This window comes from Rheinheimera salexigens (assembly GCF_001752395.1).
GTDB lineage: Bacteria > Pseudomonadota > Gammaproteobacteria > Enterobacterales > Alteromonadaceae > Alishewanella > Alishewanella salexigens.
On record NZ_MKEK01000001.1, the window covers coordinates 427,523 to 453,072 of the forward strand.

Genomic DNA, 25,550 nt, shown 5'->3' on the forward strand with positions numbered 1-25,550 from the left:
AAATAGTTTGCTCGGATCCGCTTCGCTGCACATTTTAGCAAACAATTTTTAGCCCCTTATTGGGGCGTTTATGTTGCAAAAGGAGATGCAGAGTATGAATCAAGTTAAGAGTAATTTTCAAGTAATAGCAGCTACGGTATCAACGCTTTATTTTGGGTTATTTGCCTATGGAGCTTTTCTATTTATTCAGCAATTCGAAAGCATCTTTGACTCTTTCGAAGCTGAGTTACCAATTCAAACTTCCATATTAATTGGCTCTTATCGTTACTGGGGAGTCTTGGGCTTAATTTCAGCTTTTATTCTTTATAAAGTTAGTAAGACTAAAAGCAGCAAATCTATGAAATTACTAATTTGGCTTTTTGCATTGTCATTGTTGTTAGTACCATTTGCTATTTGGGGTGTTTACAGCCCAGTATTGGAAGGCAGTGGTCAACCTGCAACATAACAAACAAATTAACAGGACTAAAAACAGCGGGCTGTTCGCTTCGCTCCATTTTAGCCCTCTATTTTTAGCCCATTATTTGGGCGTTAGTTGCTCAGAGGAGAAGTGCCGATGGCGCGAGTAAACCGCAGTGCGGATTGTGGCAATTCGCCTAAGAACAAGATGGCAGAAGATATTGTGGTCGCGTTGGAAACTCGAGACATTGAATTTCTTTCTACGCTCCTTGATTCCGAAGCTACATGGAATTATGTGGGTGGTACTGTGACAACCGCGGAAGCCATTCTCGATCACGTTGGAGCCCTAAATGCACCGGCCAGTGTGATGATTGATCGTGTTATGTCCCACGGAAAAGTCGGCGCCGTCAATGGAGATGCCGCGCGAGGAAAAAGCGAGCAACGATTTTGCCATGTCATAGAGTTCACTTCGGCAAAGTGTAATCAGGTTTGCCGAATCGAGTCATACGCTGGCTGAGGTGGCACGGGCAACTAACAAAGCAATTAACTACGCGCCTGCGGCGCCGGACGCTCGTGCCTCGCGCCGGTTATTGCGGCGTTAGTTGCTCGTCAATTCATAAGTTTGGAGTAAGTATGAAAATATCGATAGAAACAATCATTAATGCACCACTAGATTTAGTTTGGTCATCTTGGATAACACCCGAAGACATTACAAACTGGAATTTTGCTACTAATGATTGGGTTTGCCCAAAGGCACAAATTAGCTTAGTTGTTGGTGGTAAATTCAATTATCGTATGGAAGCTAAAGATGAATCTATGGGTTTTGACTTTGAGGGAGAATTTACATCAATTGTGCCTCTTCAAAGTATAAATTATAAACTCGAAGATAATCGCGAAGTTACCTGCATATTTACTGAAATTGGTGGCAAAACCAAAATAGTTGAAACTTTTGAAGCAGAAGATGAAAATTCAGGGGAACAACAGCGCCAAGGTTGGTCAATGATTCTCGAAAACTTTAAACAATATGTTGAAAGTAAAAGCAACTAACACATATGAGCCTTCTCGGAGTCAATAGGTAAAGCCGCTCTTCTGGCCGCGTTAGCGGCCAGTTTGTTGTCCATCAGCAAGATACTCTGCTTCATCTGTCATCATGGTTGCCAGGCGATAGCCTGCAACAAACACATATAGGGGCTCTCTTATCTCACTCTCAGTGAGAGCCTGCTGATTTCAGCATCCTTGCTGACAGTAGGGGCACCAGACATTAATCGGTTAACCTGTTGCTGGCACTATTCAAGGCGACGGGCTTAAAGCCAGTTAGTTTCAGGCTCAGTACAGGTGCAAACCATCTTGCTGATGGTAATGCGCGGCGACAAGGTGTCTAATCAAGCGCGCTGGCTACGGCAGTGTGCCAGAAGGCCTGTGGTTCAGCATGTTGCTATTGGCTACCAGCCTTCATTTGAGCATCAGCCATGGTGTTCCAGTTAGACGTTCAGCTCACCTTGTCCCGCGACTTAACACGTTAAGAAACGTTCTTCATTGAACACCTTCTGATTTTTTAGCATGTAGTAAACACAACGGCCAATTTTATGTGCCAATGCTGAGAGAGCTTTAGCTTTACTCATACGTTTTTGTAGTTTAAGTAAGTAAGCTTTCGCTTTGTCGTTACCGCGCAGGTAAAGCACGGCAATTTCGCCGAAGGCCCATTTCAAATGGGCGTTACCAATTTTGTTTCCTTGAGTGCCATAGCTTTTACCCGCAGATTCTGCTTTACACTTAATCAACCGACTATATGAAGCAAAGTCTTGAACGGTATTAAAGCGTTCAATATGGCCAACTTCGTATAAGATGGTTAGCGCCAGAATGCGGCCAATACCGGGAAAACTGGTCAGGATATGGTAATCGTTGCCGTTATGATGCTTAGCATGTTTTTCAATAAAGCATTCAATAGAACTAAGTTCTTGGTTGTAAAAAGCAATGATGTTTAAGTCCAGATCAACATTGCGCTGTACGAACTGATCATCAAAGCGATCTCGCATAGCTTCGCGGGCGTTAGGGTAGCGTAAATTTAGGTTGTTAGGGGGTAAATTGTACTGGCTAGTGGTGTTTTTTACATGTGCTTTTAAGTCGGCGCCATGGCGAACAATACGAGTGCGGCGGCGCAATAAATCACGGGCAGAGCGCATTTCTGGCGGATACACATAGGCCTGCGGGAAATTGCCACCGCGAATAAGGTGAGCAATTTTATAGGAATCTATGCGATCATTTTTTGCTTTGCCGCCATGAATGGCCTTCATATACAAAGCATGACCAAGAATAAAATCGATACCATGTTCAGCACATAAGTCGCTTACCCAGTACCAGCAGTGCATGCACTCAACGCCAACGACAACATTACCGATATAAGGTGCTAAGATATCTAGTAATGGTTCTGGCAATGCTTTGATTTCACGGTGTAAGATGGTTTCACCGGCAGCATCCAGAATGCAAACGTATAAAGAGCGAGCATGCAAATCAATTCCACAATAGTACGGATGTTGTGTAGTATAAAATTTCATTGGGTCTTCTCCTTTTGGGTTTCGTCGCCTTTCAGCTTAGCCAATCTGGCAAAGCTGAGGGAGAAGGCTCAATGATTATCAAGTGGTTCCAGACGACGCTTAACGCGCGGCTGCTTTGAGCGTTTGGAACACAAGGAAGTATCGTGAATCTTAATCAAGTTACATTACCAGTTAAACACATGGATGAAGCTACAGAGTTTTATTTAAAACTAGGATTTACCCAAATTGTAGATACTCCCCATTATGCACGCTTCGAATGCACCGAAGGAAATTCAACTTTTTCACTTTCACTAGAAACTGGTGATTTTTCAAATGGTGTAGTAATTTATTTTGAACATGAAAAGTTAGATCAATGGGTATCGGATTTAAAGTCTATTGGTATCGAGTTTGATCAAGAGCCAACAGAGCAAAGTTATCTATGGCGTGAAGCAATACTACAGGATCCATCAGGTAATAAAATCAAACTATACTGGGCAGGCGAAAATAGACTCAATCCACCCTGGAGAGTAGATAAGCGTGCCTAACAAGAACTTTAGACGGAAAAATACAGTTGGCTGTTTCACTCCGTTCACATTATAGCCAACTGTATTATTCCGCTTAAGTAGGCGTTAGTTGCCCAGGAGGCTCATGAAATCAGCACAGGTCAGCGGCCTTTTAATTACCTTATTAGCCTGCGTCTATCTCTACTTTATTACTCACGGAGTTTCTGAACTAACCGACACAGCACCAACGGCTGGCATTGGAGTAATAGTAGTTTTTTCCTTGCTGCTTGTATCAGCAGTAATTTTGTTGAATAGCTCTTTCCGGCTATGGAATAGGAAAGTTCGCCTAAGGGAGGGAATCACTAATATCTGGTGGCTAACCCTTTTAGGAATCAATTCGATACTAGCTATTGTTTATACTATAGCAATTATTGCTGTGGTAATGGCTGTACTTAAAGCCGCATATGGCAACTAACAAACGGCTTAAACATCGCGGCCTGCGGCCGCTGGACTCGTAACAAGTTGCTCGCGTTTGTGGCGGGCGTTAGCTGCGCTTCACCCTCACATTAAAAAGGAAATTAAAATGAAAGCGAGTTTATTAGCGTTATCTTTGTTGGCTTCTGTATCGTGTTTTGCTGCTGAGACCTACCAAGTTTCTACGTCAGTATATGCAAATGGTGAATTGATTGCGTCACCTGTTATGGTGGTTGAAGCAGATAAAATGGCATCAATCACTATTGGCAATGACTTTAGCTTTAATCTTACTGTTAAGCCGAACCAAGATGATACTGTTGGTGTTATTACTGCTGTTACCGTTGGCAATGACACAGTAACCCCGTCATTCACGGTTGCCTACGGCAAAGAAGCTACAATGGAAATAGGCTCTCAAAAACTGACGTTACTGGTTAGTAAAGTTGGCAGCTAACAAGCCGCGTCATTCGGGGCTTGCGGCCCCTGAGACGCTAACAAGTTCGCGCGCATTCGCGGAGCGTTAGGCCAATTCGGCTAAGCGAAAATGTTTATATGGATATTCCGACAATGTTTAAGAATTTATTCACCAAGAGCACAAAGTTTGAAGGCATCAGACCGATAAACATTTATTTCATGCGGCTGATTTATATCTTAATGTTTTTTGTGCTAGGCAAGGATGTCTGGGGTTATATCTTATCTTATTCAGGCAACTGGGATGAAAAAGAGGCCGTGGCGTGGAGTGTGTGGGCTGCATTTTCAGCTTTGGCGCTGTTGGGGATATTCAGAACAGTTGAAATGATACCCATTCTTTTACTTGAAATTTTCTATAAAGTGCTATGGCTAATTTTGGTAGTGTATCCGCTCTGGCGATCTAATGAACTTGTAGGTTCAGGCATTGAAGAAACCGCTTTTGCTTTTGCACTGGTTGTTTTGCCAATTATAGCAGTGCCTTGGGGTTATGTTTTTAAGCGATATGTACTTGGTAAAAAAATGCCTAACAATCGCCATCAAAACGCCGCTTCGCGGCTCGCAACACGTTGCTCGCGTTTGTGGCAAGCGTTATGGAGCACAATGAGTCAGCTTAAAACATCAACGATAGCAATTATTTCGGGGACTGCTTCAGTTGTGATCGGTTTAGTCGCTTTTGCTTTAAGTTGGAACTTGTGGGAACTTTGGGGGGGGCCTATGCCGGGAGCTCGAGTGTTACTTTATCCTGGTAATTTGTCGCTTGTTTATGTATGGCATCCACTTTTTACGGAAGAAGTTGATTTCTGGCCTAAACTCGCTCTTCAAATGTTGGGGCAGTTTTCAGTGGTAGCTTGTATTGTTGCGCTGGTCACCAAGGCTGTAAGGAGATGGCGCAGTGTATGAACCCAGCACATACGCGCCGCTCGGGCGTTATGTGACTTTAGGATACGGTTGCAATTATGAACTTTTTTGAATCTCCATTTTCTGGCATCCCGTTACAGGAGCAGGTTGCAAATCCGAATATTGTAGTCGGACGGCATAGCTATTATTCAGGTTACTACCATGGGCATAGTTTTGATGATTGTGTGCGCTATTTAGCGGCAGATAGAACAGACGTTGACAAACTTATCATAGGCAATTTCTGCTCAATTGGTTCTGGGGCTGTCTTTATGATGGCGGGTAATCAAGGCCATCGACATGATTGGATAAGTACCTTTCCATTTTTCTATAAAGGCAATGATAAATTTTCCAGTGCGCAAGATGGCTTTGAGCGCGCAGGTGATACAGTCATAGAAAATGACGTTTGGATTGGTTCAGAAGCAATGATTATGTCAGGGATGACAATAGGCCATGGGGCAATAATAGCTAGTCGAGCTGTTGTGACTAAAGATGTGGAACCATACGAAATCGTTGGCTCAAATCCAGCAAAACATATCAAGTACCGCTTCTCTAGCGAAAAAATTAAAATGCTATTAGAAATGGAGTGGTGGAATTGGTCGGATAGTGAATTGAAAGCGTGCATGAATTTACTATGTTCAGCAGATATTGAAGGCTTGTATAAGCACTGGTTTGCTGAAATTCGCACATAACAAGCACATTTTTCCGTACTTATTTTGACGCAAATGCGGGCGTTATGTTTACTTTTAGCTTGGAGTGTTAAGGAAGATAATATGCCAATAAAAAAATGGATTATTCAATATGCTATTGCACTGCCAATAGTTTTTGTTTTATTAGCTGGCGTGCAATTCTTAAAAGGTAGAAGCCTCGAGTATTCTATTGAATTCGGAGTGTTGTGGTCATTGATATCCGTTGTGATTTTTGCAATTAGACGTTTCTATAACTATCGGCAAAATATTAATTGTGCAGTTTGCAATGATATACCTAATAACAATCAAAATTCTGATGATAGGTAAACATAACGAGAAAATAAACAAGGGCATGTAACAGGTGGCAATGTTTCGCTTTGCTCACAATTTTAGCCAACCATTACTTAACCTGTTATTTAGGCGTTAAATTAAGGATGATGAATGAATTCGGACGTTCAAACTAAAGCTTTTCTAGACAAGTATACGACTCTAGCATTACTAATAGGCTTGATTGTCTACCCTGTTTTGTATAGCAATGATTTTTTTAGCTCAATGTTGCTTCCATTCTTGCCCGATGAATTTACTTCACTATTGTATAACAACGAAGCAAGAGCTGGATGGTGGTATTTTATTTTTTCTAACCTGTTTTACCATTGGACTCCACTTCTGTTTATCTGGTACGCATTAGCTAAAAATAATGAAAGTTGGAGCTCTGTGGGTGTTAACTGGTCTTGGTTCGCTAAACATAAATATTGGTATATCGGGCTTCTTGTTGTACTAGTTATTTCAGCATTTATCGTTCCTAATATATATTACGGAAGTGAGCTACCAGCAAGATCTCAAGCAGGATTTATCGGCCCAATCAGCACATTAGAACGCTTAGCCGCTATTATTGTCCTCGCATTCACTGCTGCTATTACAGAAGAAATTATATTTAGAGGTTTTGCATTAACACGATTAAATAGAATTATAAAAAACCCTTGGTTTATATTGCCAATAATAGCAGTATCATTTGTATTTATTCATGGTGAAATTCGCTCCATTAGCCTAACTTTAAACTATTTGATTTTTAGTCTGATTTTTGGCGCTACCTTTATTCTGCTTAGATTTAAACGGCTCGAGATTTTAATTGTTATACATTTTATGATAAATGCTAGCTTGGTTTTTGTCCCTTAGGAGTAGGGGACTAAGTTAAAAAATGATGACTGATTTTATGAACGTATCGATGCTTATATAGGGCGGTGAAGTACTATTGAACAATAGTATTGACCAAGTAAGCATTTAACCAACGCCATCAAAAACGCGTCAGTTGGACGCTCAACTCGCAACAAGTTGCTCGCGTTTGTGGCGTGCGTTAGGCGAATTATGTAATTAAATGAGTTTAATCTCAGAGGTGAAAAATGAAAAAATTAGTATCAATAGGGCTCGTTCTACTTGCAGCCTCGTTTTCAGTAGCAGCCTCGGATGGTTTGGTTAAATATGAAAGTCATCACTCAGTAAAAGAAACCGCTGACCGTTTTGAAAGTATTGCTAAGAGCAAAGGATTAACGCTATTTGCAAGAATAGTCCATCAAAAAAATGCTAGTGGTGTAGGGCTAGAACTACGTCCAACGGAAGTTATTATTTTTGGTAATCCTAAAGTTGGCACGCCTTTAATGCAATGTGCTCAGGATGTTGCAATTGATTTACCGCAAAAGGTATTGGTTAGTGAGGACGCCGATAATAAAGTTTGGTTATCTTACAACAATCCGAGTTACCTAATGAAGCGTCATGATATAAAAAATTGCGATGAAGTAATTAATAAGATTTCAGGTATTTTAGGTAAGTTGTCAAAAGCTGCAGTTGCCAAGTAGGCATTCGGAAGTGAGGACGACCTCACCTCTCAATTTCGTTAGGGGACGGCCTCCACGGGAGGTGCTAGACGCACGCCCTTTAGCTAAAGCGTTAGGCGCAGGTTGCGCGCCACTGAGCAACCATTTATAGAAATGGAGAAATGTTATGTCTGAAACAATGCCTGGTATGGGAATGTGGCCTATGGGACCACTAATGATGTTGGTGATGGCAGCGTTGGTGATATTGCCGTTTTGGTTTATCTTTTCTAAGGCGGGCTACTCGAAGTGGCTAAGTTTGCTTATGGTGGTTCCAATCATTAACGTGATTCTTTTGTATTTTCTTGCGTTTACCAAGTGGCCGAGCATTGGGAATAGAAATTTGTAAGAACACCGTCCCCCTGACCATTAAAGGTAAAATCACGACCTTATTAGCGCCTAATAATTCGCTCAACACGGACGGGTAAATGCGGTGCTTCACTACGCTTATTGCCCGTCGGTTAGCTCTGCGTTAGGCAAAATATTATTCTGAGTAATTTATGGAACATATTAATTGGGATGATTTTCAAAAAGTCGATATTCGGGTTGGGACCATTATTGATGTCGAAGACTTTCCAGAGGCGCGTCGGCCTGCTTACAAATTGAAGGTTGATTTCGGTCAAGCAATCGGTATTAAAAAGTCTAGTGCGCAGATCACTAATCTATATGCAAAAGAAGAACTGTTGGGTAAGCAGGTGTTAGCAGTAGTAAATTTCCCACCAAAACAAATTGGCCCTATTATGTCTGAATGTTTAGTTACTGGGCTGTACCGCCCTGATGGTTCTGTGGTGCTAGCAACTGTTGATATGAAGCTACCTAATGGCACAAGGCTGGCATAACAAGCAGACTAAGATTTTTCAGTTATAATTATTAACATTCCCTATCACTCTAACTCTAATAATAGTAAAGAGGATGCATGGAGCCCATTAACATTCTACTCGCCCAGATTAAGGATATGGCAAGAAGTGCTATCGAGATTTTGCCGCAGTTACTCATTGCTATAATCATCCTTGTTTTAACTTATGCCTTCGCCAAATTAGCCAAAAACATTGCCAAACGTATTCTTAAGCACACCCATTTACGCCAGAGCTTGGCGGAGCTGCTGGTGTTATTCTCTTCTTTAGCCATCTGGCTATTCGGAATAATGATTGCTGCGATTATCGCCTTTCCAGATCTAACCCCGACAAAAATGCTGGCAGGTTTGGGCATAGGCTCGGTAGCAATTGGTTTTGCTTTTAAAGATATATTTGAGAATTTTTTAGCCGGGATCATCATATTGATCCGCAAAGAAATGCGCATCAATGACTTTATAGAATGTGAAGGTTATGAGGGCACTGTTGAGGCGATATTAGTACGTGAGACCCATATTCGTAAAACAGATGGTGAATTAGTGATACTGCCCAATAGTATGTTATTCAAAAATCCATTGACGATAAAAACCGATATTGACCAACGTAGAACCACCATTATCTGTGGAGTGGGCTATGGCGAAAATGTGGATGAAGCTAGGTCGGTTATCAAACAAGCGGTAACTGACTGTAAAACGGTAATCAGTGACTCACGTCCTGTACAAATATTTGCTAATGAATTTGCCGATTCGTCGGTGAATTTTGAAGTAACGTGGTGGACGGGATCTAAGCCAATAGATATTAGGCAGTCACGAGACGAAGTCATTGCCGCTATTAAATCTGCGCTGGATAATGCGGATATCGAAATTCCATTTCCATATAGAACGCTCACTTTTAATCAGCCAGTTAGTATTAACACTAATCAGCAGATGGACGAATAGCAAACTAGTTGGCTATCAGCCTATTAAGTACTGAAGATTGCTTAAATGACTGTGCGGTAGTCTGCTTTATATCAGCTGTTGTGGAGCAATACATCTTAAAAGTTACACTGTTGTTAACCATGATAAAATCTAGTATTGTATCATTTATCAATACAAAACGGCTTTAGTTCAAAGCTAAGCCTAGCCCAGACGCGGCCTCTAATACGAAAGCTCTAATATAATTAGTGTGCAGCGTATGTTGGGGCTGGAATGGAGCCTCATTAATTAAAACGATAAGGAAAATCAGGATGAATTTCGATGCCACAATACTAGGTCAGTTTATTATTGTTTTTGCACTAATTGTAGGTACTTTAAGCTATTACCTTGGTCGTCGTAAAACCCAAACACCTATTATCGCCGGTCTGATTGGGGCCGCGTTATCTATTATTCCGCCATTTGGTTTAGTTTACTTGATTGTTTTAGTTCTGAAAAAAGATGTTAATTCAGTCACTGCGTCAGTAAATGGCTAACAGGCTCAGAACAAAGTATTACGCTCTATATGCACAGGGAAGTTATGTCTAAATTGTTATTACTGTTTTTTGTTGTTATCTCAGTGTCATCCTGTGCCTCTCATCAAATAGCAGATAATGGCTGTAAATTTGTAACAGGCACCTACGAGTCTGAGCAAGCAAGAAAGCAGCAAAGTGAACGTACCGGCCAGAGGCATGAAAAGGCTAGTACTGACATCATTAATGGTATTTTAGCTTTATTTACCATTACATTATCAGGTGAAAAGGAAGAGTGCATATAATAAGGCTTTCCGTAAACCAAGGAAAACCGTATGCATATTAGTATTCTAACCATGGCCTTTTCTTTACCGGGCTGTGGTTCTTTGAAAGAAAAAAGGCAACGTATGGGCGGCCTGCATGAAAAATTCGGGCGTAATCCTGCAGTAGCGGTCTGTGAAAGCGGTGAACACAACCGGCACGATGCCAGCGAATGGTCGTTTGTGGTGGTAGGCGCCTCAAGACGCGAGGTCGAATCGCTGTGTAGTCAAATTGAAGACAAAATTCAGCACAGCGTTCAAGGACGTATCATCAATATAACGTGTGAACGGATTTAATTAAAAAAGCAAAAGTCCACTTGCTTATGTTTTCCTTAACGTTGCTGCCCATAACCCCTCTGCCTCCCCTAAATCCATTTAAATTGCCTAATTTAGTGGAGGGTCTTTGATCGACCTCTATACTAAATATTATGTCGCTAAAGCGTATTGGCATAAATTATTTTTTTCGGTAATGGAGAACTCGATGAGTGATAAGCCTAGTTTATTAATCGGTGGCACTGCTTCCGGTCATTTTTTGATGGATGCGAGCATGGCTAACCGGCATGGCTTAATTGCTGGCGCAACGGGTACGGGTAAAACCATTACCTTACAAAATTTGACAGAGAACTTTTCCCGTTTAGGGGTGCCGGTTTTTCTTGCTGATGTGAAAGGCGATCTTTCTGGATTAGCCGCGCCGGGCAGTACACACCCCAAAATTGACGCCCGAGTTAAGCAACTGAAGATTGAAAATTATCAATTTCGCTCTGTGCCTACGGTGTTTTGGGATATGTTTGGCCATAAAGGTCATAATATCCGCACTACCATTTCAGATATGGGGCCTTTGCTACTTGCTAGCCTGTTAGAGTTGAACGATACCCAAAGTGGTGTGTTATATGCCTGCTTTAAGGTTGCAGATGATAATGGCTGGTTACTGCTGGATCTAAAAGATTTGCGCTCGATGTTAACCTGGTTGGCCGACAACGCAAAGGAGTTGAAAGGCGAGTATGGCAATATATCCTCTTCTAGTATCGGTGCCATTCAACGAAAATTATTAGTGTTAGAAGAGCAAGGCGCTGAGCATTTTTTCAATGAACCGGCCATTGCACTAGACGATTTAATTAAGACCGACTTTTCAGGTAACGGCGTGGTCAACGTGCTGGATGTAACCAAGTTAATTCATGAGTCACCAAAATTATATGCCTGCTTTTTGATTTGGTTACTGGCGGAACTGTTTGAAAACTTGCCAGAGGTAGGTGATGCAGATAGACCGAAATTTGTGTTGTTTTTTGATGAAGCACATTTGATATTTGATGGTGCCGCCGATGTATTAGTTAACAAAATAGAACAGGTGGTAAGGCTGATACGCTCAAAAGGGGTTGGGGTATATTTTGTTAGCCAAAGCCCGATGGATATACCGGAAGATATACTGGGTCAATTAGGCATGAAAATTCAACATGCTTTGCGCGCCTTTACCCCAAAAGATAAAAAAGTGGTGAAGGCATCTGCAGCGTCGTTTAGACAAAATCCTGATATTAATACCGAGCAGCTTATTACTGAGTTAGGTGTGGGAGTGGCCTTGGTTTCAGTATTAGACGCGGATGGTAAGCCAACACCGGTTGAACTGGTTTATATTAAACCACCTGAGTCGCGAGTCGGGCCTTTAACCGATGCGGAGCGTGCTGATTATATCACTCGCTCACCTTATAAAGGCCGTTACGATAAAGTTATCGACCGTGAATCGGCTCATGAATTATTAAAACAAAAAGCTGAGAAGCTCGCAGAGTCAAATGCTGATATAGCAGCCCAGCAACAAGCCGAAAAACAAGCTGAGAAAGAAGCTAAAACGTCAGCGGTTAAAAGTAAGCGTACTAGGCAAACTCCGGTTGAAGCAATGGTGAAAAGTGCCGCCAGAAGCATGGGCAGTCAGATTGGCCGCCAGTTAATTAGGGGTATTTTGGGTTCATTATTTGGTAAGCGTTAAGACAATTTTGGCACAGGGTATTTACCTCGAATTTTACATCAACAATACTGTATAGTTAGCCCTAATACTTGAGCCGAAAATAAGCTATTAAACTGGCTAGCTCAAGGTTTAGGTGGTTTAAAACTAAACAGGTTGTTATGCAAAAACGATTATCTAATAAAACTAGCCCGATAAAATTTGTGCGTGACGCACAATGAATATTGCCGTTAAGAATGTACCTAGTGATGCTGTCACTTGCTCAACTTGCAAGGCTAATTGTTGCCGGTTAGAGGTCATGTTAATTACCGATACCGGCGTGCCTGAACAGTATGTTGCTGTAGATAACTGGGGCGGCATGACGATGGCGCGCTTAGATGATGGCTGGTGTGCAGCTTTAGACCGCTCTACCATGCTTTGTCGTATTTATGAAAATCGGCCGTTAATTTGCCGCGAATTTGAAATGGGCGGCTATGAATGCCTGGCTGAAAGAACCTAGTTTATTCCTAAGATATCACTCCACCCATACTGCCTTATTTGAGAAGCCTTACCTTATTAGAGATAGTGTAAATGATTCAGAAAATTGAAGATAAAAAGCAATATCTGCTGCATTGGATGTATGACTTTATCGAGGATGACGATGAACCTGCATACTTAAAAAGTGACGTGGCAGAATTTGATAAAATAATATCTTTATTTATTAAAGAGGTAGGTGAAAGCAGTCAACGTTCAGACTATTCTTGGGTTTGTGCAAAAATTGAAGCGTTAGTGCTAAACCTAAATGAATTAAACCGTAAGCATGTTCATCAGCTAATTGAAGCGCATCAACGTGAAGATATTTGTGCACTGATTAGTTTAGTTGTGCAACATGCAGGACACGATTACCAAGACGATATCACTGAACAGTGGCGTGAGTGGTAAAACGATTATGCGAGGTTGAGCAGGCTTAGCCTCGTGGTTATTTTTATAGTAGTAAAAAAGGTAATCTGTAATGATAAATACCAAAATATATAAGTCGGTGTATACCTTAGCTGAAAAGTTAATGGACGCCGACAAAAAAGGCAATAAACAGGCATTTGATACGCATTATGCAGAGTTGAAGGCCATTTGTATCGATAACGAAAATACCAATAAAGATCACCCAGAACAATGGGAAACGCTTGCCGACTTTACAGAAGAGCTAGAAGACGCATTGGCGGGATATGAAAAAGCCCTAGAAAAAGCCGTCGCTATTAATTCAAAAGACCATATGGCATCTATCGCATTCTCCATGGCGATATTGCAAATTGAACTAGGTCAAACTGACGCGGCTATCAACAATTTGCAAGCGGCAAAAATTAGCGCTAATAAAATTGAAGATAGAGAATTTAAAGTCGAAATAGACGAGCTATTGGCCAAGCTTTTAGCAGACTAAACCCGATAAGTATCGGCAGAAGAAATTTATGCGTATCGTGCTTACTGTGTTGTGTTTGCTGTTTTCAATAACGTTGACTGCCGAAACAATAAAACCTTTTACAACAGATGGCTGTAGTGCTTTTCCCGATGGTACCTTTAGTCAAAACGAATTATGGTTATCGTGTTGTACCGCTCATGATTTTGCGTATTGGCAAGGTGGTACTTATGCACAGAGGTTGCAAGCAGATAAACAACTACGCCAATGTGTTGCTCAAGTAGGGCAACAACATATAGCCTACTTAATGCTCGCAGGAGTTCGTGTAGGTGGCAGCCCATATTTACCGACATCGTTTAGATGGGGCTATGGTTGGTCTTACCCTCGCTGGTATAGGCCATTAACTGCAGCAGAACGAAAACAGATATCAACTAGCGAAATAACAGATAGCAAGAGAATAAATAAGGATAATAAATAGGTGACTATATGATTAGAATTATTTTTTACTGCTCTAGCTTTTATAGCTTCGGTCTATGCTAATGCTGAAAACGGTTTATTAAAAAATAACTCATTTTAGTTTAGTGCTATAATGTGTATAGTTAGCTTGTTATTAGAGCGTTAACGTTTCTAGTTTTATAGTAATGTATTATTTTCGAACTGGTGGATTCGATTATAACTTTTTATTTTTCACCAACAATTATGAGTAAAGAAAATGGCTAAAGGTACAGTTAAGTGGTTCAACGCTGAAAAAGGTTTTGGTTTTATTTCTCCTGAAGACGGCAGCAAAGATCTGTTTGTTCATCACTCTGAAATTCAAGCCGGTGGTGGCTACGCAACTTTAAGCGACGGCCAAGCGGTCGAGTTTGAAGTTGGTCAAGGCCAGAAAGGTCCTTGTGCAAATAAAGTAGTTCCTGTTTAAGCGATAAGCTATAACAAATGAAAAAACCGGATGGCTTTGCCTTCCGGTTTTTTTTTGCCTGTTATCAGTTAGTTCGCGCTGTATGCTTTGCACTGATGAAACATCCTACGGAATATCTATAATTCTTTTCAATTTCCTTGCTCGCTATAGTCAAATCATGAACTAAAATAATGTAAATATTATTTTAAGAAAATGAAAATGATTAGCCGTTTGTATCAACCAACACCGAGCCAAAATTATTTATTAGCTGCGATGTCAGACGAAGCTCGTCAGCGAATTTATCCTGCTCTAGAGCGGGTAGTATTGCCCGCGAAGAAAGATCTGTATGAATCGGAGCATAAACTAGGCTATGTGTATTTCCCTACAAATAGTGTTGTATCAATCTTGTACTCAATGGGATCTGGCGAGTCGGCAGAAATTGCCACCGTAGGTAATGAAGGTATTATTGGTGTGACAGTATTAATGGGCAGTGATGACTATACAATCCGAGCGCAGGTGCATGGTGAAGGTAATGCTTATCGGCTATTAAGTTCTGTTTTAAAAGATGAATTTAGTCGTAACAAACAAATACAACTGGTGATGCTAAGTTACATTCAACGACTATTTTTTCATGTGGCACAAGTTGCCCTATGCAATCGTTACCACACTATTGAACAGCAAGTATGTCGTTGTTTGTTATTGTTCGCAGATCGTTGCCCAGACCGATTCTTGACCTTAACTCAAGTGCAAATAGCTAAACTGCTAGGGGTGCGTCGAGAAGGTGTCACTATTGCAGCTGGTAAACTGCATCAGTTAGGTGCTATTAGTTATCATCGCGGTTGTATCAGCATATTAGATAAAAACAAGCTGCAGCAGTTAGGGTGTGACTGTTATTCAGTACTTAAACAAAGAGGAGCCTAGTAATTTCATTAACTGAAAAACGTTGCGCCGTTCAATTACGATTGAGCGGCGCAAAGTAAGCATAAAGCTTGAAATTTTATAACGCTGGTATCCTATCTAGAAGGATTTTTTGGTTTTTGTGGAGAGTGCTGATCTCGCTGTTTATCTTTTTGATCATGATCTTTAGATGGGTTATTTTGACCCGGTTGATTAGATGCATTTAATTGAAACATAAAACACCTCTTGATTATTTTCTACCAGCACAGGATTGCGCTGGTCGATATAACGATAGCAGTGTCTTGTGAAATGTTCTGTGTGCTACCGCACCCAACTAAAAGTTATTTTGCTAAGTTGTTAGTAAACTTTGTTGCGTGATATGTACTATTATTAGGTTGTCAGCGCAGTTTTTGGCTTGAACTAGAGGCTATATGCTTCTAGTCTAAAATTACGGTTTTATATTCGAACTGGTGGATTCGTTTATAATTGATATTCTTCACCAATAATTATGAGTAAATGAAAATGGCTAAAGGTACAGTTAAGTGGTTTAACGCTGAAAAAGGTTTTGGTTTTATTACACCTGAAGACGGCAGTAAAGATCTATTTGTTCATCACTCTGAAATTCAAGCTGGTGGTGGTTATGCAACTTTAAGTGATGGCCAAGCGGTCGAATTTGAAGTTGGTGAAGGCCAAAAAGGTCCTTGTGCTAACAAAGTTGTTCCTGTTTAGGCTGCAACTAATAACGCTTAAAAAATTGACGGTTACACTGTCGGTTTTTTAGGCGTTAGCTATTTTTAGATCCCACACTTTATGTTGAAAGTCTTAAATATTATAAAACCATAAGTGGTTGGTCATTTCATCTCTCATTCCGTTTAAATTTTTAGTGCCACTTTTCTTGTGTTTATTAGTTTTTTGAATAATTGTCTTTTGCAAAACCTGCCTATGAAGAAAGAGCGAGATGTTGGTTTTATGGGATATGCTGAAATTAATGTTATGTGTTGGTCCAACATTAGGAGAATATTATGTTTGAAATAAATCACCGAGTTGGTATTGATGCTTCACCGGCAAAGATTTATAGCGCATTAACTACAGATGATGGCTTGGCTCTATGGTGGACAAACGATATATCAGGAGCTGGAGATGTCGGTTCAACAATTAAATTTCGCTTTAATGGCGCAGGGCCAGACTTTGTAGTTACAGAACTAATACCTAATAAAGCGGTGCGTTGGCAGCACTCAGGGCATGTTCCTGAGTCATGGATGGGAACAGAAATATTGTTTCAACTACAAGTTGATGGCCAGCAAACATTTGTTAGGTTTACCCATTCAAATTGGCAAGAATCTACCGATTTTATGGCGCATTACAGCACTAAGTGGGCTGTTTTTTTAATCAGTCTCAAAGATGCAGTGGAAACTAATCAAGGCAGACCATTTCCAAATGATATTCAAATAGACCATTCTTGATTATTACCCCCATAGTAAGTCGACAATATATAGAGCAATATATTTAAATATCTCAAGTCACACTAGCAGCTGCAGGAGCAGAGATTTTAGATGTAACCATTAATGTTATAGCAACGTAATCAAAGCTAGGGTTAGGCGTTATCTATAATGGAGTTAATTATTTATTTTCAAGAAATGTGGCAATTGGCAATTCAAGGGCAAACTCAGGGGATTTGGTTTTGGGCTGGCTTGTATACTTTTATTGTGTGTGTTTATTCAGTGAAACTACAACTAAGTACAAGACACTGGCCTTGGGTTGAAGGCGACTTATCTAATATTGGCACTGCGAAGTTTGGTGCAACAGATAAAATTATATCTAACCAAAAATACGTCTCTAAAGCGTTGTATCAGTACAGGGTGTCTGGTGTAGATTATAACGGCAACAAAATTTCGCCTTGGGTTGTAGTGGTTAGCCACAACGCAAAAGCTATCCTTGAAAAGCAACTATTGGGTATTCAGCACTTGCCTAGTGGGAAAGTTAAGGTTTACTACAAGCCAAGTAATCCGCAAAAAAGCTTTCTAATTATTGCCGGAAAAATGGGTATATTTATTACCCTCGTAATAAGTGTGCTGCCATTAATCGGCTTTTATTTTAAATACTATACGTAACCAATACGCTTAAGTTCGTTGTTTAGCGTAGGTGTATAATTAGCATGAATAAATTTAGCTTAAAGGTGAGAGTCATGGATAAAGCTCTGCAAACGATGATAAATAACATGCCAGAGAAAACCGGTAAAAATCTAGAACAGTGGATTGAAATATTAAACAAACAAAACTTCGAAAAGCATGCAATGGCTGTGAAGTTTTTAAAAACCGAACATGGCGTAAGCCATGGTTTTGCCAATACCATAGTGACTTTATCTAAAGAAAAAGATGCCCCTAGCGTGGATTTAGTTGCTAACCAATACACGGGTAAAGAACAACTTAAGCCCATTTATACCGCACTAATTGCCGCAGTAGAAAAGTTTGGTGAGGATGTTGTCATTACGCCGAAAAAAGGCAGCGTAAGTTTAATTAGAAAAATTCAGTTTGCTTTAATCAAGCCTGCTACTAAAACCAGAATAGACTTGGGTTTAAAGTTACCTGATGTGCAAGTACAAGGACGCTTAGAAAATTCAGGGCCATTTGGCACCATGTGCACTCATCGCATACAGCTACATACTGTTGCTGATATAAATGCTGAAGTGATTGATTGGTTGCTATTAGCCTATCAGCGTTCAGTTTAATGAAAATGTAATCAATATCTATATTTTTCAGGCATGTGCTCAAACCACAATTTACCTTTTTTATTAGGCTTTTTTCAATTACGGGAGATAAGCAATGGGCTTAAAAGCGCATCAAATTGCCGTAGAAAACATCAATATACCGGGTAAATCTAGCAACGTGGATGCTACTAAATATTTGGCTATGAAAAAAGCCATGCTTGAAATCCTATCAGCTACTCGCCCTGGGTTAACTCAAAAAGAAATACTACAGCAAGTGAAAGCGCACTTACCTGAAAGCGTTTTTCCTCAAGGTGCGACATCAGGGTGGTGGGCTAAAACGGTGCAGCTTGATCTAGAAGCAAAGGGCGTTGTAAAGCGGGAAACATGCAAGCCATTACGTTGGCATAAAGCGTAAATCATAATAAAGCAATCTATACCAATATGTTAAAGTACAAATTATAATCAATACAATATCGGGCATTTGCATCACATATGCGGTCAACATTGTATGCAGTAAAACTTGGAGAAATTAATGTCGACAATACACATTCGTCCAGCAAGCATAGACGACGCTGCTTTAATCCTTAAATTTGTTACAGACTTGGCCATTTACGAAAAAGCCGAACATGAAGTAAAAGCAACCCAAGTAGATATTGAGGAGTCGTTATTTGGTGCAGATGCCAATGCACAAGCGGTGATTTGTAGTATCGATAATACGCCAGTAGGTTATGCAGTGTACTTTTTTAATTATTCGACATGGTTAGGTAAACCTGGGCTGTATTTGGAAGATTTGTACGTTTCTGCACAGTGTAGAGGTTCAGGTGCTGGCACCGCGATGCTTAAATACTTAGCAAACATTGCACTAGCTAAAAACTGTGGCCGCTTTGAATGGAGTGTATTGGACTGGAATGAGCCAGCTATTAAGTTCTACCAATCTATTGGTGCCAAACCACAAGACGAATGGATAGGGTATCGCTTAACCGGTAAAGCACTAAACGACTTTGCCAATGCTTAGCTCGACTACGGACATTATCGTTGATGCCGTTGATAAATTTGATGCCGTTGATAAATTTGATGTTGTTGACAACTTTGTCGCGCCAGTGTGTGCCGATTTTGTGCAAATTCTATATCAAGATGCCGACATTCTGCTGATCAATAAACCTAGTGGACTGCTGAGTTTGTCGGGTAAAAATCCGTTAAATTGGGATTCAGTGCACTATCGTTTAGTGCATGGCCAAGCCGGAGTAACACCGGCATTTCCGCAAGCAAAGTTACCGCATCGCTTAGATTTTGGTACCTCAGGTATTATGGTAGTGGGGCTAAATGCCCAGTCGGCGCAACATCTCAACAAACAGTTTCAAGCAGGCACGATACAAAAGCGCTACCTAGCGGTGCTAGAGGGTTGGCTTGCAGATGATAAAGGACAGATTGAAGCTGCCATCGCCAAAGATAAAAGCTGTTTTCCTAGAGTAAAAATTTGCCCCAGCAGCGGCAAGACCGCCCTAACTGAATACACAGTTTTACAGCGTTCTCAGCAACCCAATCGCAGCCTAGTGCAATACACCCCGCATACTGGGCGTACTCATCAATTACGTATTCACAGCTTGGCAATAGGCCATCCAATCCTTGGCTGTGATCTGTATCATAGTGAGCATAGTCAGCAGTTGGCAAAACGGTTACTATTACACGCTAGTGCGTTATATTTTCAGCATCCAACTAGCGGTGAAACTTTTCATGGCCAATGCGCCTGTCCGTTTTAACCATAACGTTTATCATTTGCTACACTTATCGCAGCCTCTGGTGTGTAAATCGTTTTTTAGAGTCGCTTTTAGAGTCACATCTAGAGTATTAAATAGGGTAAATATTTATGGTTAACGTTGATGGTTAGCATTGAAAAGATGGCCTCTGTATTACGAGCATTACCTGACCCAGCATTCATATTGTCACGCAGCGGAAAATATGTAGCTGTTTTCGGTGGTAGCGATGCTCGCTACTATCACGATGGTAATGGTTTAGTAGGTTTGAATATTAACGATGTGGTTAACTCTGAGAAGGCCAACTGGTTTTTACAACAGATCAAGCTGGCGCTGGCTTCAGGAACCTTGTTAATTCAAGAATATGAACTTAGCAACAAAGACGTAAAAGGTTTGCCAGAAGGTGGCCCAGAGCAGCCAATCTGGTTCGAAGGCCGTATTCAAGCTTTAGATTTTATGGTTGACCAAGAAGACGTGGTGCTGTGGGTTGCGAGTAATATTACCCAACGACATGAACAAGAAATTAAACTGCGTGAACTAAGTGATACCGACCAGCTAACCAGGCTTTTTAATCGTAGAAAACTTGAAACTGATTTGACGCTTCATTATGAAACTTTTGAGCGACACTCGGTACCGCTATCAATTTTAATATTAGATCTTGATAACCTTAAGCAGGTAAATGATACCTTGGGTCATCATGCGGGCGACAAGATGATTTTAGCCGTGGCAGACATTTGTCGAGAGCAGCTTAGAAAAACAGATATTGCTTGTCGTTTTGGTGGCGATGAGTTTGTTATTGTTTTGCCAAACACCAATTTGCAGCATGCAGCGCAATTTGCTGATCGATTGCGCGAGTGCTTTAATTTGGCGCTGCAGCATTTTTCTTTTGATGGTGCTGAGGTGACAGTTAGTATAGGTGTATCGACCATGCTGCCAACTGATCGCTCGTATGAAGATACTCTAAAACGGGCGGATAATGTTTTGTATAAAGCAAAACGAAATGGCAAAAACCAAGTGGTTTCGGCTTAAATAACTCGTCAACGTGCATTTGTTATCTGTTATTAACTTGGGCGGATAAATCATAATGAGTTTTCGGCAATCTTTAAATCGTATTATCATTTGCATGCCCTTCAAGTCGGACTTGCCGACGTGAGATCAACTACCAATAAACGACCAATCTTATTATTCGACGGCGTCTGCAATTTATGCACCGGCTCGGTACGTTTTGTTATCCAGCGCGATCCTAAAAAGCAGTTTCTGTTTGCCTCGTTGCAGTCTACGGTTGCCAAAGAGTTGCTCGGCCTAAACACAGTTAAGCCCACCGACTACCTTGGATCTATAGTTCTTATTGACGACGATGGTATTTGGTTTAGGTCTAGCGCAGCACTTAGAGTTGCCGGCCGGTTAACGGCAGGCTGGCCGCTGCTGAGGCTATTGCTAATTTTACCTAGGCCGTTTCGTGATTGGGTTTACGACTTCGTTGGCGCACGACGCTATCGTTGGTTTGGTCGCACCGAAGCTTGTTGGATACCGGAGCAAGATGTTAGTGACCGCTTTTTAGACGCCAGTTCAAATACGCAAAGTTAGTGTTTTGTCATTTTCATTGCGGCGGATTGGCTTTGTAATCAACTAGAGGCCATGAGCTTGGAGGGATAAAAGGTAGGGTAATTAAATATTAAATGTTATTGATTTAATAAATAAAGCCTGTAACTTTAACAAAATGTAAATTTAAAACACTAAGAAACGGTCTGCGTGTTTAAGCGTGGTGTTAGCAGTAAAAAGGCTTGTTGTGTATATGGTTAAAGTTATGTATGACCATCGTATTGGTGGTGGTGAAGAGTTAGTTGGACATGAGAAAGAGGTATCCACCCATCAAGATGTATGTCAGATAATTGATAATTATCCTTGGGCAGCAGAGTTGGCTTGGTTTAAGAAATTGGGTATTGGTGGTGGCTTTAACTTTTTGTTAGGCGATGAAAACAGCCAATATGCCCATTATCAATTTGTACCCATTGATGCAGATGTCGGTTTTCTCACCTTGTCTGTGGTACTAAAACCGGGTGTATTTAAGCTGTTTGGCCGTAAATCGGTTAGTAAAGATTTTGATATGGTGTCTATTGCAGAGGCCAAGGTAAAGCTAAACGATCTTTTTACCAGTTCGATAGCAACATTGTATAACAGATACCAACGCTAGGTTTTAAAGTAGTACAGCGTAATAAAAGTAATAAAAACTAATAAAAAGGACAAAACAGATGCAAAGGAATAAAAATATATTTATTGCTATAATTTTAGGCTTAGCTTTAGCGTGGGCCTCGGTGTTTATCGCTGGAATTGGTGCTGCAGTATCAGTTCCTGCAGATTTATTATCACCCATTGCCCAAGTATCAAGCCTGCTAGCGTTTACCTTGGTGGATCTAATTACTATCGCCATACCGCTTTCTGCCGCATTTCTGATTGTGGCCTTTATTGGTAAAACCTTACAAAAAAAGCCTAATTTACTGTTTTATGTGTTGCTGCTAGCACCTTTAATTGCGCTGCAACTGTACTTATTGCTACAACCTCAGCAGCAACTGCTATTTACATTGGTAACCACCTTGCCGCGTTATATTCTTTTAGCGATATGTTTTTATTTCTTAGTTCGTAGTACTAAGTCAGCGCGTACTTAACTGAAGGTTAGTAGCGGGTTAATGTCGAATTTCGTGACTTGGAAACATGCATGGGGTAAAAGCCACCGAAAATATCGATGGCTATCAAGAAATTAATTATAAAGGATTGGATGAGGTTTTTTTATTTGCCTTTGCCGCTTTTTTCTCTTTTGCTGTTAAAAGTGGCTTCTTCTTGGTGGTTTTCTTACTGTCTTGGCCTTTACTCATGATAATTTCCTCTTGAAATAACCTAATAAACTTAAAATCAATTTGAGCTAACTTACGAACAGCAGATACGCAATACTTGGCTAGTGAAACTATCAAGTTGTTACGTAACAATCTCAGTATGGACTTAAGATAGAGCAATAGATAGCGGTAGTCTAAAATTGCTTTTTACTCGGTATAGTCGAGCATTAAATGCCTAAAAATCGTATTTTTGCATTACCTAGAGTAAGCTTTATCAGTTGCTGCAGGCTAGTTTGAGGTGAAATTACAATGGAACACACGCTACAACATCCTATAGGCCTAATGCATCTTGTCGTTGCGATGTTAGCTATCGTGATAGGTGCACTTGTGGTTTTAGCTAAAAAAGGGACTTCAAAACACAAATGGTTAGGCCGAGCTTATGTGGCCATGATGCTAGCAGTGAATGTCACCGCGTTTTTAATTTACGAATTGTTTGGCGGGTTTGGTTTGTTTCATTGGATGGCACTATTTAGCTTGTTGTCAGTTGTTATCGGCTATGTGCCTGCTAGATTACGTAAGCCTGGCTGGAAAGCCCAACATGCCTACTTTATGTGTGGCTCATACGTCGGTTTGCTAGCCGCCTTTGCTGCCGAAACGATGACTCGATATTTGTGGCTGCCTTTCTTTACTGCGGTAACTATTGTTTCGCTAACGGTAATTTTTATCGGCATTCTGCTTATGTTCCGTTTTATTCCCCGCATTCTTAACCAAATAAGCTAAAATTCGGTTTTTTTCTAATTCACGTGAGTCTGTAATGAACAAACCTATTCAACAAAGCATTGCTAATATCGCCTTAGTTATTGCAGATTATGATGACGCTATAGCGTTTTATACCCAGAAATTACAATTTAAACTTGTAGAAGATACCGATTTAGGAGCAGGTAAACGCTGGGTTCAGTTGTCTCCGCCAAACTCTACTGGCGCTAATTTATTATTAGCTAAAGCCAGCAATGAGCAACAATTGCAATCGGTCGGTAATCAGGCCGGCGGTCGGGTATTTTTATTTTTGCACACTAACGACTTTTGGCGTGACTACGAGTTTATGCAACAGCAAGGTGTTGAGTTTACTGAGCAACCTCGTACGGAACAGTATGGCACTGTTGCGGTATTTAAAGACTTATACGGTACTAAATGGGATTTGCTACAACCCGCTGCCAACTAAGATAAGGTTTTGCTATGACAGATAACACAGACGACTTAATAACTATAGATAATCAGGCAGATGATCCTTTAGCCGCTATTAAAGCCATGCGCTTAGCCCAGTTAGCTGTGTGTCGCTTAAAAACAGCAGAGGAAATGCAGGCCATGGCCGAACAATCAACTATGGATGAAGATGATATTAATACAGACGAGAATAAGAGTTAGTTTGCATTATTAACTGTATTTGAAACTGATACTTAAGCTGTAAGGTTAAATAATTATTATATGGAGACTAAATTAGCCAAATGGAACAATTCAACCAATCCGCTTTTTTATTGATTAATCAATATGCGGGTAAAAATAGCGTGTTAGATTATATTTTAATTAGTATTGCAGAAGTGACACCGTATATTTTTATTTTGGTACTGGCTTTATTATGGTTTAGCGGCAACTTAGAAAAGATGAAGACGAGCTTTAATGCCGGCTTAGCGGTATTGTTAGGCATGCTGACCAGCTATAGTATTGGATTTCTTTATTACCATTCGCGGCCATTTGTTCAAGGTTTAGGCAGACAATTAGTTGAGCATGCGCCAGATTCTTCCTTCCCTTCTGATCACACCACCTTTATTTTTTGTATAGCCATAATGTTACTGTTTAATCGCAGCACTCGAGTATTGGCTAGCGTTTTATGTGGCTTTAGCTTAATTAGCGGCTTATCCAGAGTGTATGTTGGGGTGCATTTCCCGCTAGATATAGTAGGCGCTATTTTAGTGGCACTATTTTCGTCAATAGTTGTGTTTACATTACGAGATAAAAGCCAATGGCTATTAAAATTTTTTATAAAAACCATACCTTTTAGTGGGCTAAAGGCACGAGATTAAAAGTTAAGAGATAAGCTTAAAAAAAGTTTATCAATTCAAGGATGAAAAAATGCCAACAGATAAAAATAAGTATTTAATGGCGGCGGCGATAAGCACCACTATTGCGGCGCTTGCCCACTTAGGCTGTATTATTTTCGGTGCTGATTGGTATCGATTTCTGGGAGCAGGTGAACAGATGGCACAACTGGCCGAAAATGGCTACTGGTATCCAACTGTTGTCACGTCAGTGCTAGTGGCAGTATTACTGCTCTGGTCACTGTATGCGTTATCGGGCGCTGGGTTAATCAAGCGATTACCCTTGTTGCGCTTGGTGCTATGCGCTATCGCGAGTATATTGTTAATTCGCGCTGTCGGTTTCGTATATTTAATACCGTTCTTTCCAGGCAACAGTTTAACCTTTTGGTTGGTTAGTTCCGGTATTTGTTTGGTTATGGGAGCTTTTTATGCAGTAGGTACATACAAGGCATGGCCTGTACTGAAAATTAACCGTTATTAAGCGACGCGAAACTAAGACAATTAATGCAGTAAAGGTAAGGTATTGCAAACCGATATACTGTTATTTAGTTCTGGGCATTTTTTGATAGCACAGAATTGGCTTGATATTGCTCGATAAATTTT

41 protein-coding genes are annotated in these 25,550 nt (G+C 40.6%); 40 read left to right on the plus strand and 1 reads right to left on the minus strand.

Annotated elements, in window-relative coordinates:
* Positions 1-94 precede the first annotated feature (94 nt).
* The 3 genes from BI198_RS02080 (at position 95) to BI198_RS02090 (ending at position 1,443) form a co-directional block, all read left to right on the plus strand.
* Complete coding sequence (locus tag BI198_RS02080) at positions 95-445, plus strand: hypothetical protein (RefSeq protein ID WP_070048057.1); 351 nt, start codon at positions 95-97, stop codon at positions 443-445.
* Positions 446-553: 108 nt separating this feature from the next.
* Positions 554-913 carry a nuclear transport factor 2 family protein gene (locus tag BI198_RS02085; protein WP_070048058.1) on the plus strand — a complete coding sequence of 120 codons (360 nt, stop codon included), beginning with the start codon at positions 554-556 and terminating at the stop codon, positions 911-913.
* A 116-nt stretch (positions 914-1,029) separates the two neighbouring features.
* Positions 1,030-1,443, plus strand: a complete 414-nt coding sequence (locus BI198_RS02090; RefSeq protein WP_070048059.1) for an SRPBCC family protein — start codon at positions 1,030-1,032, stop codon at positions 1,441-1,443.
* Between the two features lie 464 nt (positions 1,444-1,907).
* Here the strand turns inward: BI198_RS02090 and BI198_RS02095 are convergent, their stop codons facing one another.
* A complete protein-coding gene (locus tag BI198_RS02095; RefSeq protein WP_070048060.1) occupies positions 1,908-2,951 on the minus strand; it encodes an IS110 family RNA-guided transposase in 1,044 nt (347 codons plus the stop codon).
* A gap of 143 nt (positions 2,952-3,094) precedes the next feature.
* On the opposite strand from BI198_RS02095, the gene BI198_RS02100 reads away from it, so the two are divergent.
* From BI198_RS02100 to BI198_RS02280, 37 genes are all read left to right on the plus strand, one after another.
* Entirely contained in the window at positions 3,095-3,475 is a 381-nt protein-coding gene (locus BI198_RS02100) for a VOC family protein (RefSeq protein WP_070048061.1), read from the plus strand.
* Positions 3,476-3,578: 103 nt separating this feature from the next.
* A complete protein-coding gene (locus BI198_RS02105) occupies positions 3,579-3,908 on the plus strand; it encodes a hypothetical protein (RefSeq protein ID WP_070048062.1) in 330 nt (109 codons plus the stop codon).
* Between the two features lie 108 nt (positions 3,909-4,016).
* Complete coding sequence (locus BI198_RS02110; protein WP_201243380.1) at positions 4,017-4,358, plus strand: hypothetical protein; 342 nt, start codon at positions 4,017-4,019, stop codon at positions 4,356-4,358.
* Positions 4,359-4,456: 98 nt separating this feature from the next.
* Positions 4,457-5,275, plus strand: a complete 819-nt coding sequence (locus BI198_RS02115; protein ID WP_070048063.1) for a hypothetical protein — start codon at positions 4,457-4,459, stop codon at positions 5,273-5,275.
* Positions 5,276-5,328: 53 nt separating this feature from the next.
* Positions 5,329-5,961 (plus strand): type B chloramphenicol O-acetyltransferase, encoded by a 633-nt coding sequence (catB, locus tag BI198_RS02120; protein ID WP_070048064.1) that lies wholly within the window; start codon positions 5,329-5,331, stop codon positions 5,959-5,961.
* A gap of 81 nt (positions 5,962-6,042) precedes the next feature.
* Positions 6,043-6,285, plus strand: coding sequence for a hypothetical protein (locus tag BI198_RS02125; RefSeq protein ID WP_070048065.1), 243 nt, complete (start codon positions 6,043-6,045; stop codon positions 6,283-6,285).
* 114 nt (positions 6,286-6,399) lie between these two features.
* Positions 6,400-7,134, plus strand: a complete 735-nt coding sequence (locus tag BI198_RS02130; RefSeq protein ID WP_070048066.1) for a CPBP family intramembrane glutamic endopeptidase — start codon at positions 6,400-6,402, stop codon at positions 7,132-7,134.
* A gap of 224 nt (positions 7,135-7,358) precedes the next feature.
* Positions 7,359-7,811 carry a DUF302 domain-containing protein gene (locus BI198_RS02135; protein WP_070048067.1) on the plus strand — a complete coding sequence of 151 codons (453 nt, stop codon included), beginning with the start codon at positions 7,359-7,361 and terminating at the stop codon, positions 7,809-7,811.
* A 145-nt stretch (positions 7,812-7,956) separates the two neighbouring features.
* On the plus strand, positions 7,957-8,175 hold the full coding sequence (locus BI198_RS02140; protein ID WP_070048068.1) for a hypothetical protein: 219 nt from the start codon (positions 7,957-7,959) through the stop codon (positions 8,173-8,175).
* Between the two features lie 151 nt (positions 8,176-8,326).
* Complete coding sequence (locus BI198_RS02145; protein ID WP_070048069.1) at positions 8,327-8,665, plus strand: tRNA-binding protein; 339 nt, start codon at positions 8,327-8,329, stop codon at positions 8,663-8,665.
* Between the two features lie 77 nt (positions 8,666-8,742).
* Positions 8,743-9,615, plus strand: a complete 873-nt coding sequence (locus BI198_RS02150) for a mechanosensitive ion channel family protein (protein ID WP_083256536.1) — start codon at positions 8,743-8,745, stop codon at positions 9,613-9,615.
* A 287-nt stretch (positions 9,616-9,902) separates the two neighbouring features.
* On the plus strand, positions 9,903-10,124 hold the full coding sequence (locus BI198_RS02155) for a hypothetical protein (protein ID WP_070048070.1): 222 nt from the start codon (positions 9,903-9,905) through the stop codon (positions 10,122-10,124).
* Positions 10,125-10,168: 44 nt separating this feature from the next.
* Positions 10,169-10,405: a hypothetical protein gene (locus BI198_RS02160; protein ID WP_070048071.1), complete on the plus strand. Its 237-nt coding sequence runs from the start codon at positions 10,169-10,171 to the stop codon at positions 10,403-10,405.
* A 30-nt stretch (positions 10,406-10,435) separates the two neighbouring features.
* Complete coding sequence (locus BI198_RS02165; RefSeq protein WP_070048072.1) at positions 10,436-10,717, plus strand: DUF503 domain-containing protein; 282 nt, start codon at positions 10,436-10,438, stop codon at positions 10,715-10,717.
* A 184-nt stretch (positions 10,718-10,901) separates the two neighbouring features.
* Entirely contained in the window at positions 10,902-12,398 is a 1,497-nt protein-coding gene (locus BI198_RS02170; protein WP_070048073.1) for a helicase HerA-like domain-containing protein, read from the plus strand.
* A 274-nt stretch (positions 12,399-12,672) separates the two neighbouring features.
* Positions 12,673-12,873, plus strand: a complete 201-nt coding sequence (locus BI198_RS02175; RefSeq protein ID WP_235605198.1) for a YkgJ family cysteine cluster protein — start codon at positions 12,673-12,675, stop codon at positions 12,871-12,873.
* A gap of 71 nt (positions 12,874-12,944) precedes the next feature.
* Positions 12,945-13,295 (plus strand): hypothetical protein, encoded by a 351-nt coding sequence (locus BI198_RS02180; RefSeq protein WP_070048075.1) that lies wholly within the window; start codon positions 12,945-12,947, stop codon positions 13,293-13,295.
* Between the two features lie 70 nt (positions 13,296-13,365).
* Positions 13,366-13,788 carry a Replicative DNA helicase gene (locus BI198_RS02185; protein WP_070048076.1) on the plus strand — a complete coding sequence of 141 codons (423 nt, stop codon included), beginning with the start codon at positions 13,366-13,368 and terminating at the stop codon, positions 13,786-13,788.
* A gap of 28 nt (positions 13,789-13,816) precedes the next feature.
* The gene (locus tag BI198_RS02190) at positions 13,817-14,242 is read left to right on the plus strand and encodes a hypothetical protein (RefSeq protein ID WP_070048077.1); all 426 of its coding nucleotides are present in this window, start codon (positions 13,817-13,819) and stop codon (positions 14,240-14,242) included.
* A gap of 234 nt (positions 14,243-14,476) precedes the next feature.
* Entirely contained in the window at positions 14,477-14,683 is a 207-nt protein-coding gene (locus BI198_RS02195; protein WP_070048078.1) for a cold-shock protein, read from the plus strand.
* 198 nt (positions 14,684-14,881) lie between these two features.
* A complete protein-coding gene (locus BI198_RS02200; RefSeq protein ID WP_141728825.1) occupies positions 14,882-15,583 on the plus strand; it encodes a Crp/Fnr family transcriptional regulator in 702 nt (233 codons plus the stop codon).
* Between the two features lie 498 nt (positions 15,584-16,081).
* Positions 16,082-16,288, plus strand: a complete 207-nt coding sequence (locus tag BI198_RS02205; RefSeq protein ID WP_070048079.1) for a cold-shock protein — start codon at positions 16,082-16,084, stop codon at positions 16,286-16,288.
* Between the two features lie 293 nt (positions 16,289-16,581).
* Positions 16,582-17,022: an SRPBCC family protein gene (locus BI198_RS02210; RefSeq protein ID WP_070048080.1), complete on the plus strand. Its 441-nt coding sequence runs from the start codon at positions 16,582-16,584 to the stop codon at positions 17,020-17,022.
* A 147-nt stretch (positions 17,023-17,169) separates the two neighbouring features.
* Positions 17,170-17,670, plus strand: a complete 501-nt coding sequence (locus BI198_RS02215) for a DUF3592 domain-containing protein (protein ID WP_070048081.1) — start codon at positions 17,170-17,172, stop codon at positions 17,668-17,670.
* Positions 17,671-17,744: 74 nt separating this feature from the next.
* The gene (locus BI198_RS02220) at positions 17,745-18,287 is read left to right on the plus strand and encodes a DUF4287 domain-containing protein (RefSeq protein WP_070048082.1); all 543 of its coding nucleotides are present in this window, start codon (positions 17,745-17,747) and stop codon (positions 18,285-18,287) included.
* A gap of 94 nt (positions 18,288-18,381) precedes the next feature.
* A complete protein-coding gene (locus tag BI198_RS02225) occupies positions 18,382-18,681 on the plus strand; it encodes a DUF6958 family protein (RefSeq protein WP_070048083.1) in 300 nt (99 codons plus the stop codon).
* A 117-nt stretch (positions 18,682-18,798) separates the two neighbouring features.
* Positions 18,799-19,281, plus strand: coding sequence for a GNAT family N-acetyltransferase (locus tag BI198_RS02230; RefSeq protein WP_070048084.1), 483 nt, complete (start codon positions 18,799-18,801; stop codon positions 19,279-19,281).
* Positions 19,274-20,026, plus strand: a complete 753-nt coding sequence (locus tag BI198_RS02235) for an RluA family pseudouridine synthase (protein ID WP_070048085.1) — start codon at positions 19,274-19,276, stop codon at positions 20,024-20,026. Before BI198_RS02230 ends, BI198_RS02235 begins: the two co-directional genes overlap by 8 nt.
* A gap of 120 nt (positions 20,027-20,146) precedes the next feature.
* Positions 20,147-21,049, plus strand: coding sequence for a GGDEF domain-containing protein (locus BI198_RS02240; protein WP_070048086.1), 903 nt, complete (start codon positions 20,147-20,149; stop codon positions 21,047-21,049).
* A gap of 120 nt (positions 21,050-21,169) precedes the next feature.
* Positions 21,170-21,607, plus strand: coding sequence for a thiol-disulfide oxidoreductase DCC family protein (locus tag BI198_RS02245; RefSeq protein WP_070048087.1), 438 nt, complete (start codon positions 21,170-21,172; stop codon positions 21,605-21,607).
* 220 nt (positions 21,608-21,827) lie between these two features.
* Entirely contained in the window at positions 21,828-22,214 is a 387-nt protein-coding gene (locus tag BI198_RS02250; protein WP_201243381.1) for a hypothetical protein, read from the plus strand.
* Between the two features lie 58 nt (positions 22,215-22,272).
* Positions 22,273-22,686 (plus strand): hypothetical protein, encoded by a 414-nt coding sequence (locus BI198_RS02255; protein WP_070048089.1) that lies wholly within the window; start codon positions 22,273-22,275, stop codon positions 22,684-22,686.
* 474 nt (positions 22,687-23,160) lie between these two features.
* On the plus strand, positions 23,161-23,631 hold the full coding sequence (locus tag BI198_RS02260; RefSeq protein WP_070048090.1) for a DUF2306 domain-containing protein: 471 nt from the start codon (positions 23,161-23,163) through the stop codon (positions 23,629-23,631).
* 34 nt (positions 23,632-23,665) lie between these two features.
* Positions 23,666-24,073 (plus strand): VOC family protein, encoded by a 408-nt coding sequence (locus BI198_RS02265; RefSeq protein ID WP_070048091.1) that lies wholly within the window; start codon positions 23,666-23,668, stop codon positions 24,071-24,073.
* Positions 24,074-24,087: 14 nt separating this feature from the next.
* Positions 24,088-24,276 carry a hypothetical protein gene (locus BI198_RS02270; RefSeq protein ID WP_070048092.1) on the plus strand — a complete coding sequence of 63 codons (189 nt, stop codon included), beginning with the start codon at positions 24,088-24,090 and terminating at the stop codon, positions 24,274-24,276.
* Positions 24,277-24,356: 80 nt separating this feature from the next.
* Positions 24,357-24,932: an undecaprenyl-diphosphatase gene (locus BI198_RS02275; protein WP_070048093.1), complete on the plus strand. Its 576-nt coding sequence runs from the start codon at positions 24,357-24,359 to the stop codon at positions 24,930-24,932.
* Between the two features lie 49 nt (positions 24,933-24,981).
* Positions 24,982-25,428, plus strand: a complete 447-nt coding sequence (locus BI198_RS02280; RefSeq protein ID WP_070048094.1) for a hypothetical protein — start codon at positions 24,982-24,984, stop codon at positions 25,426-25,428.
* The last annotated feature ends 122 nt before the right edge of the window (positions 25,429-25,550 follow it).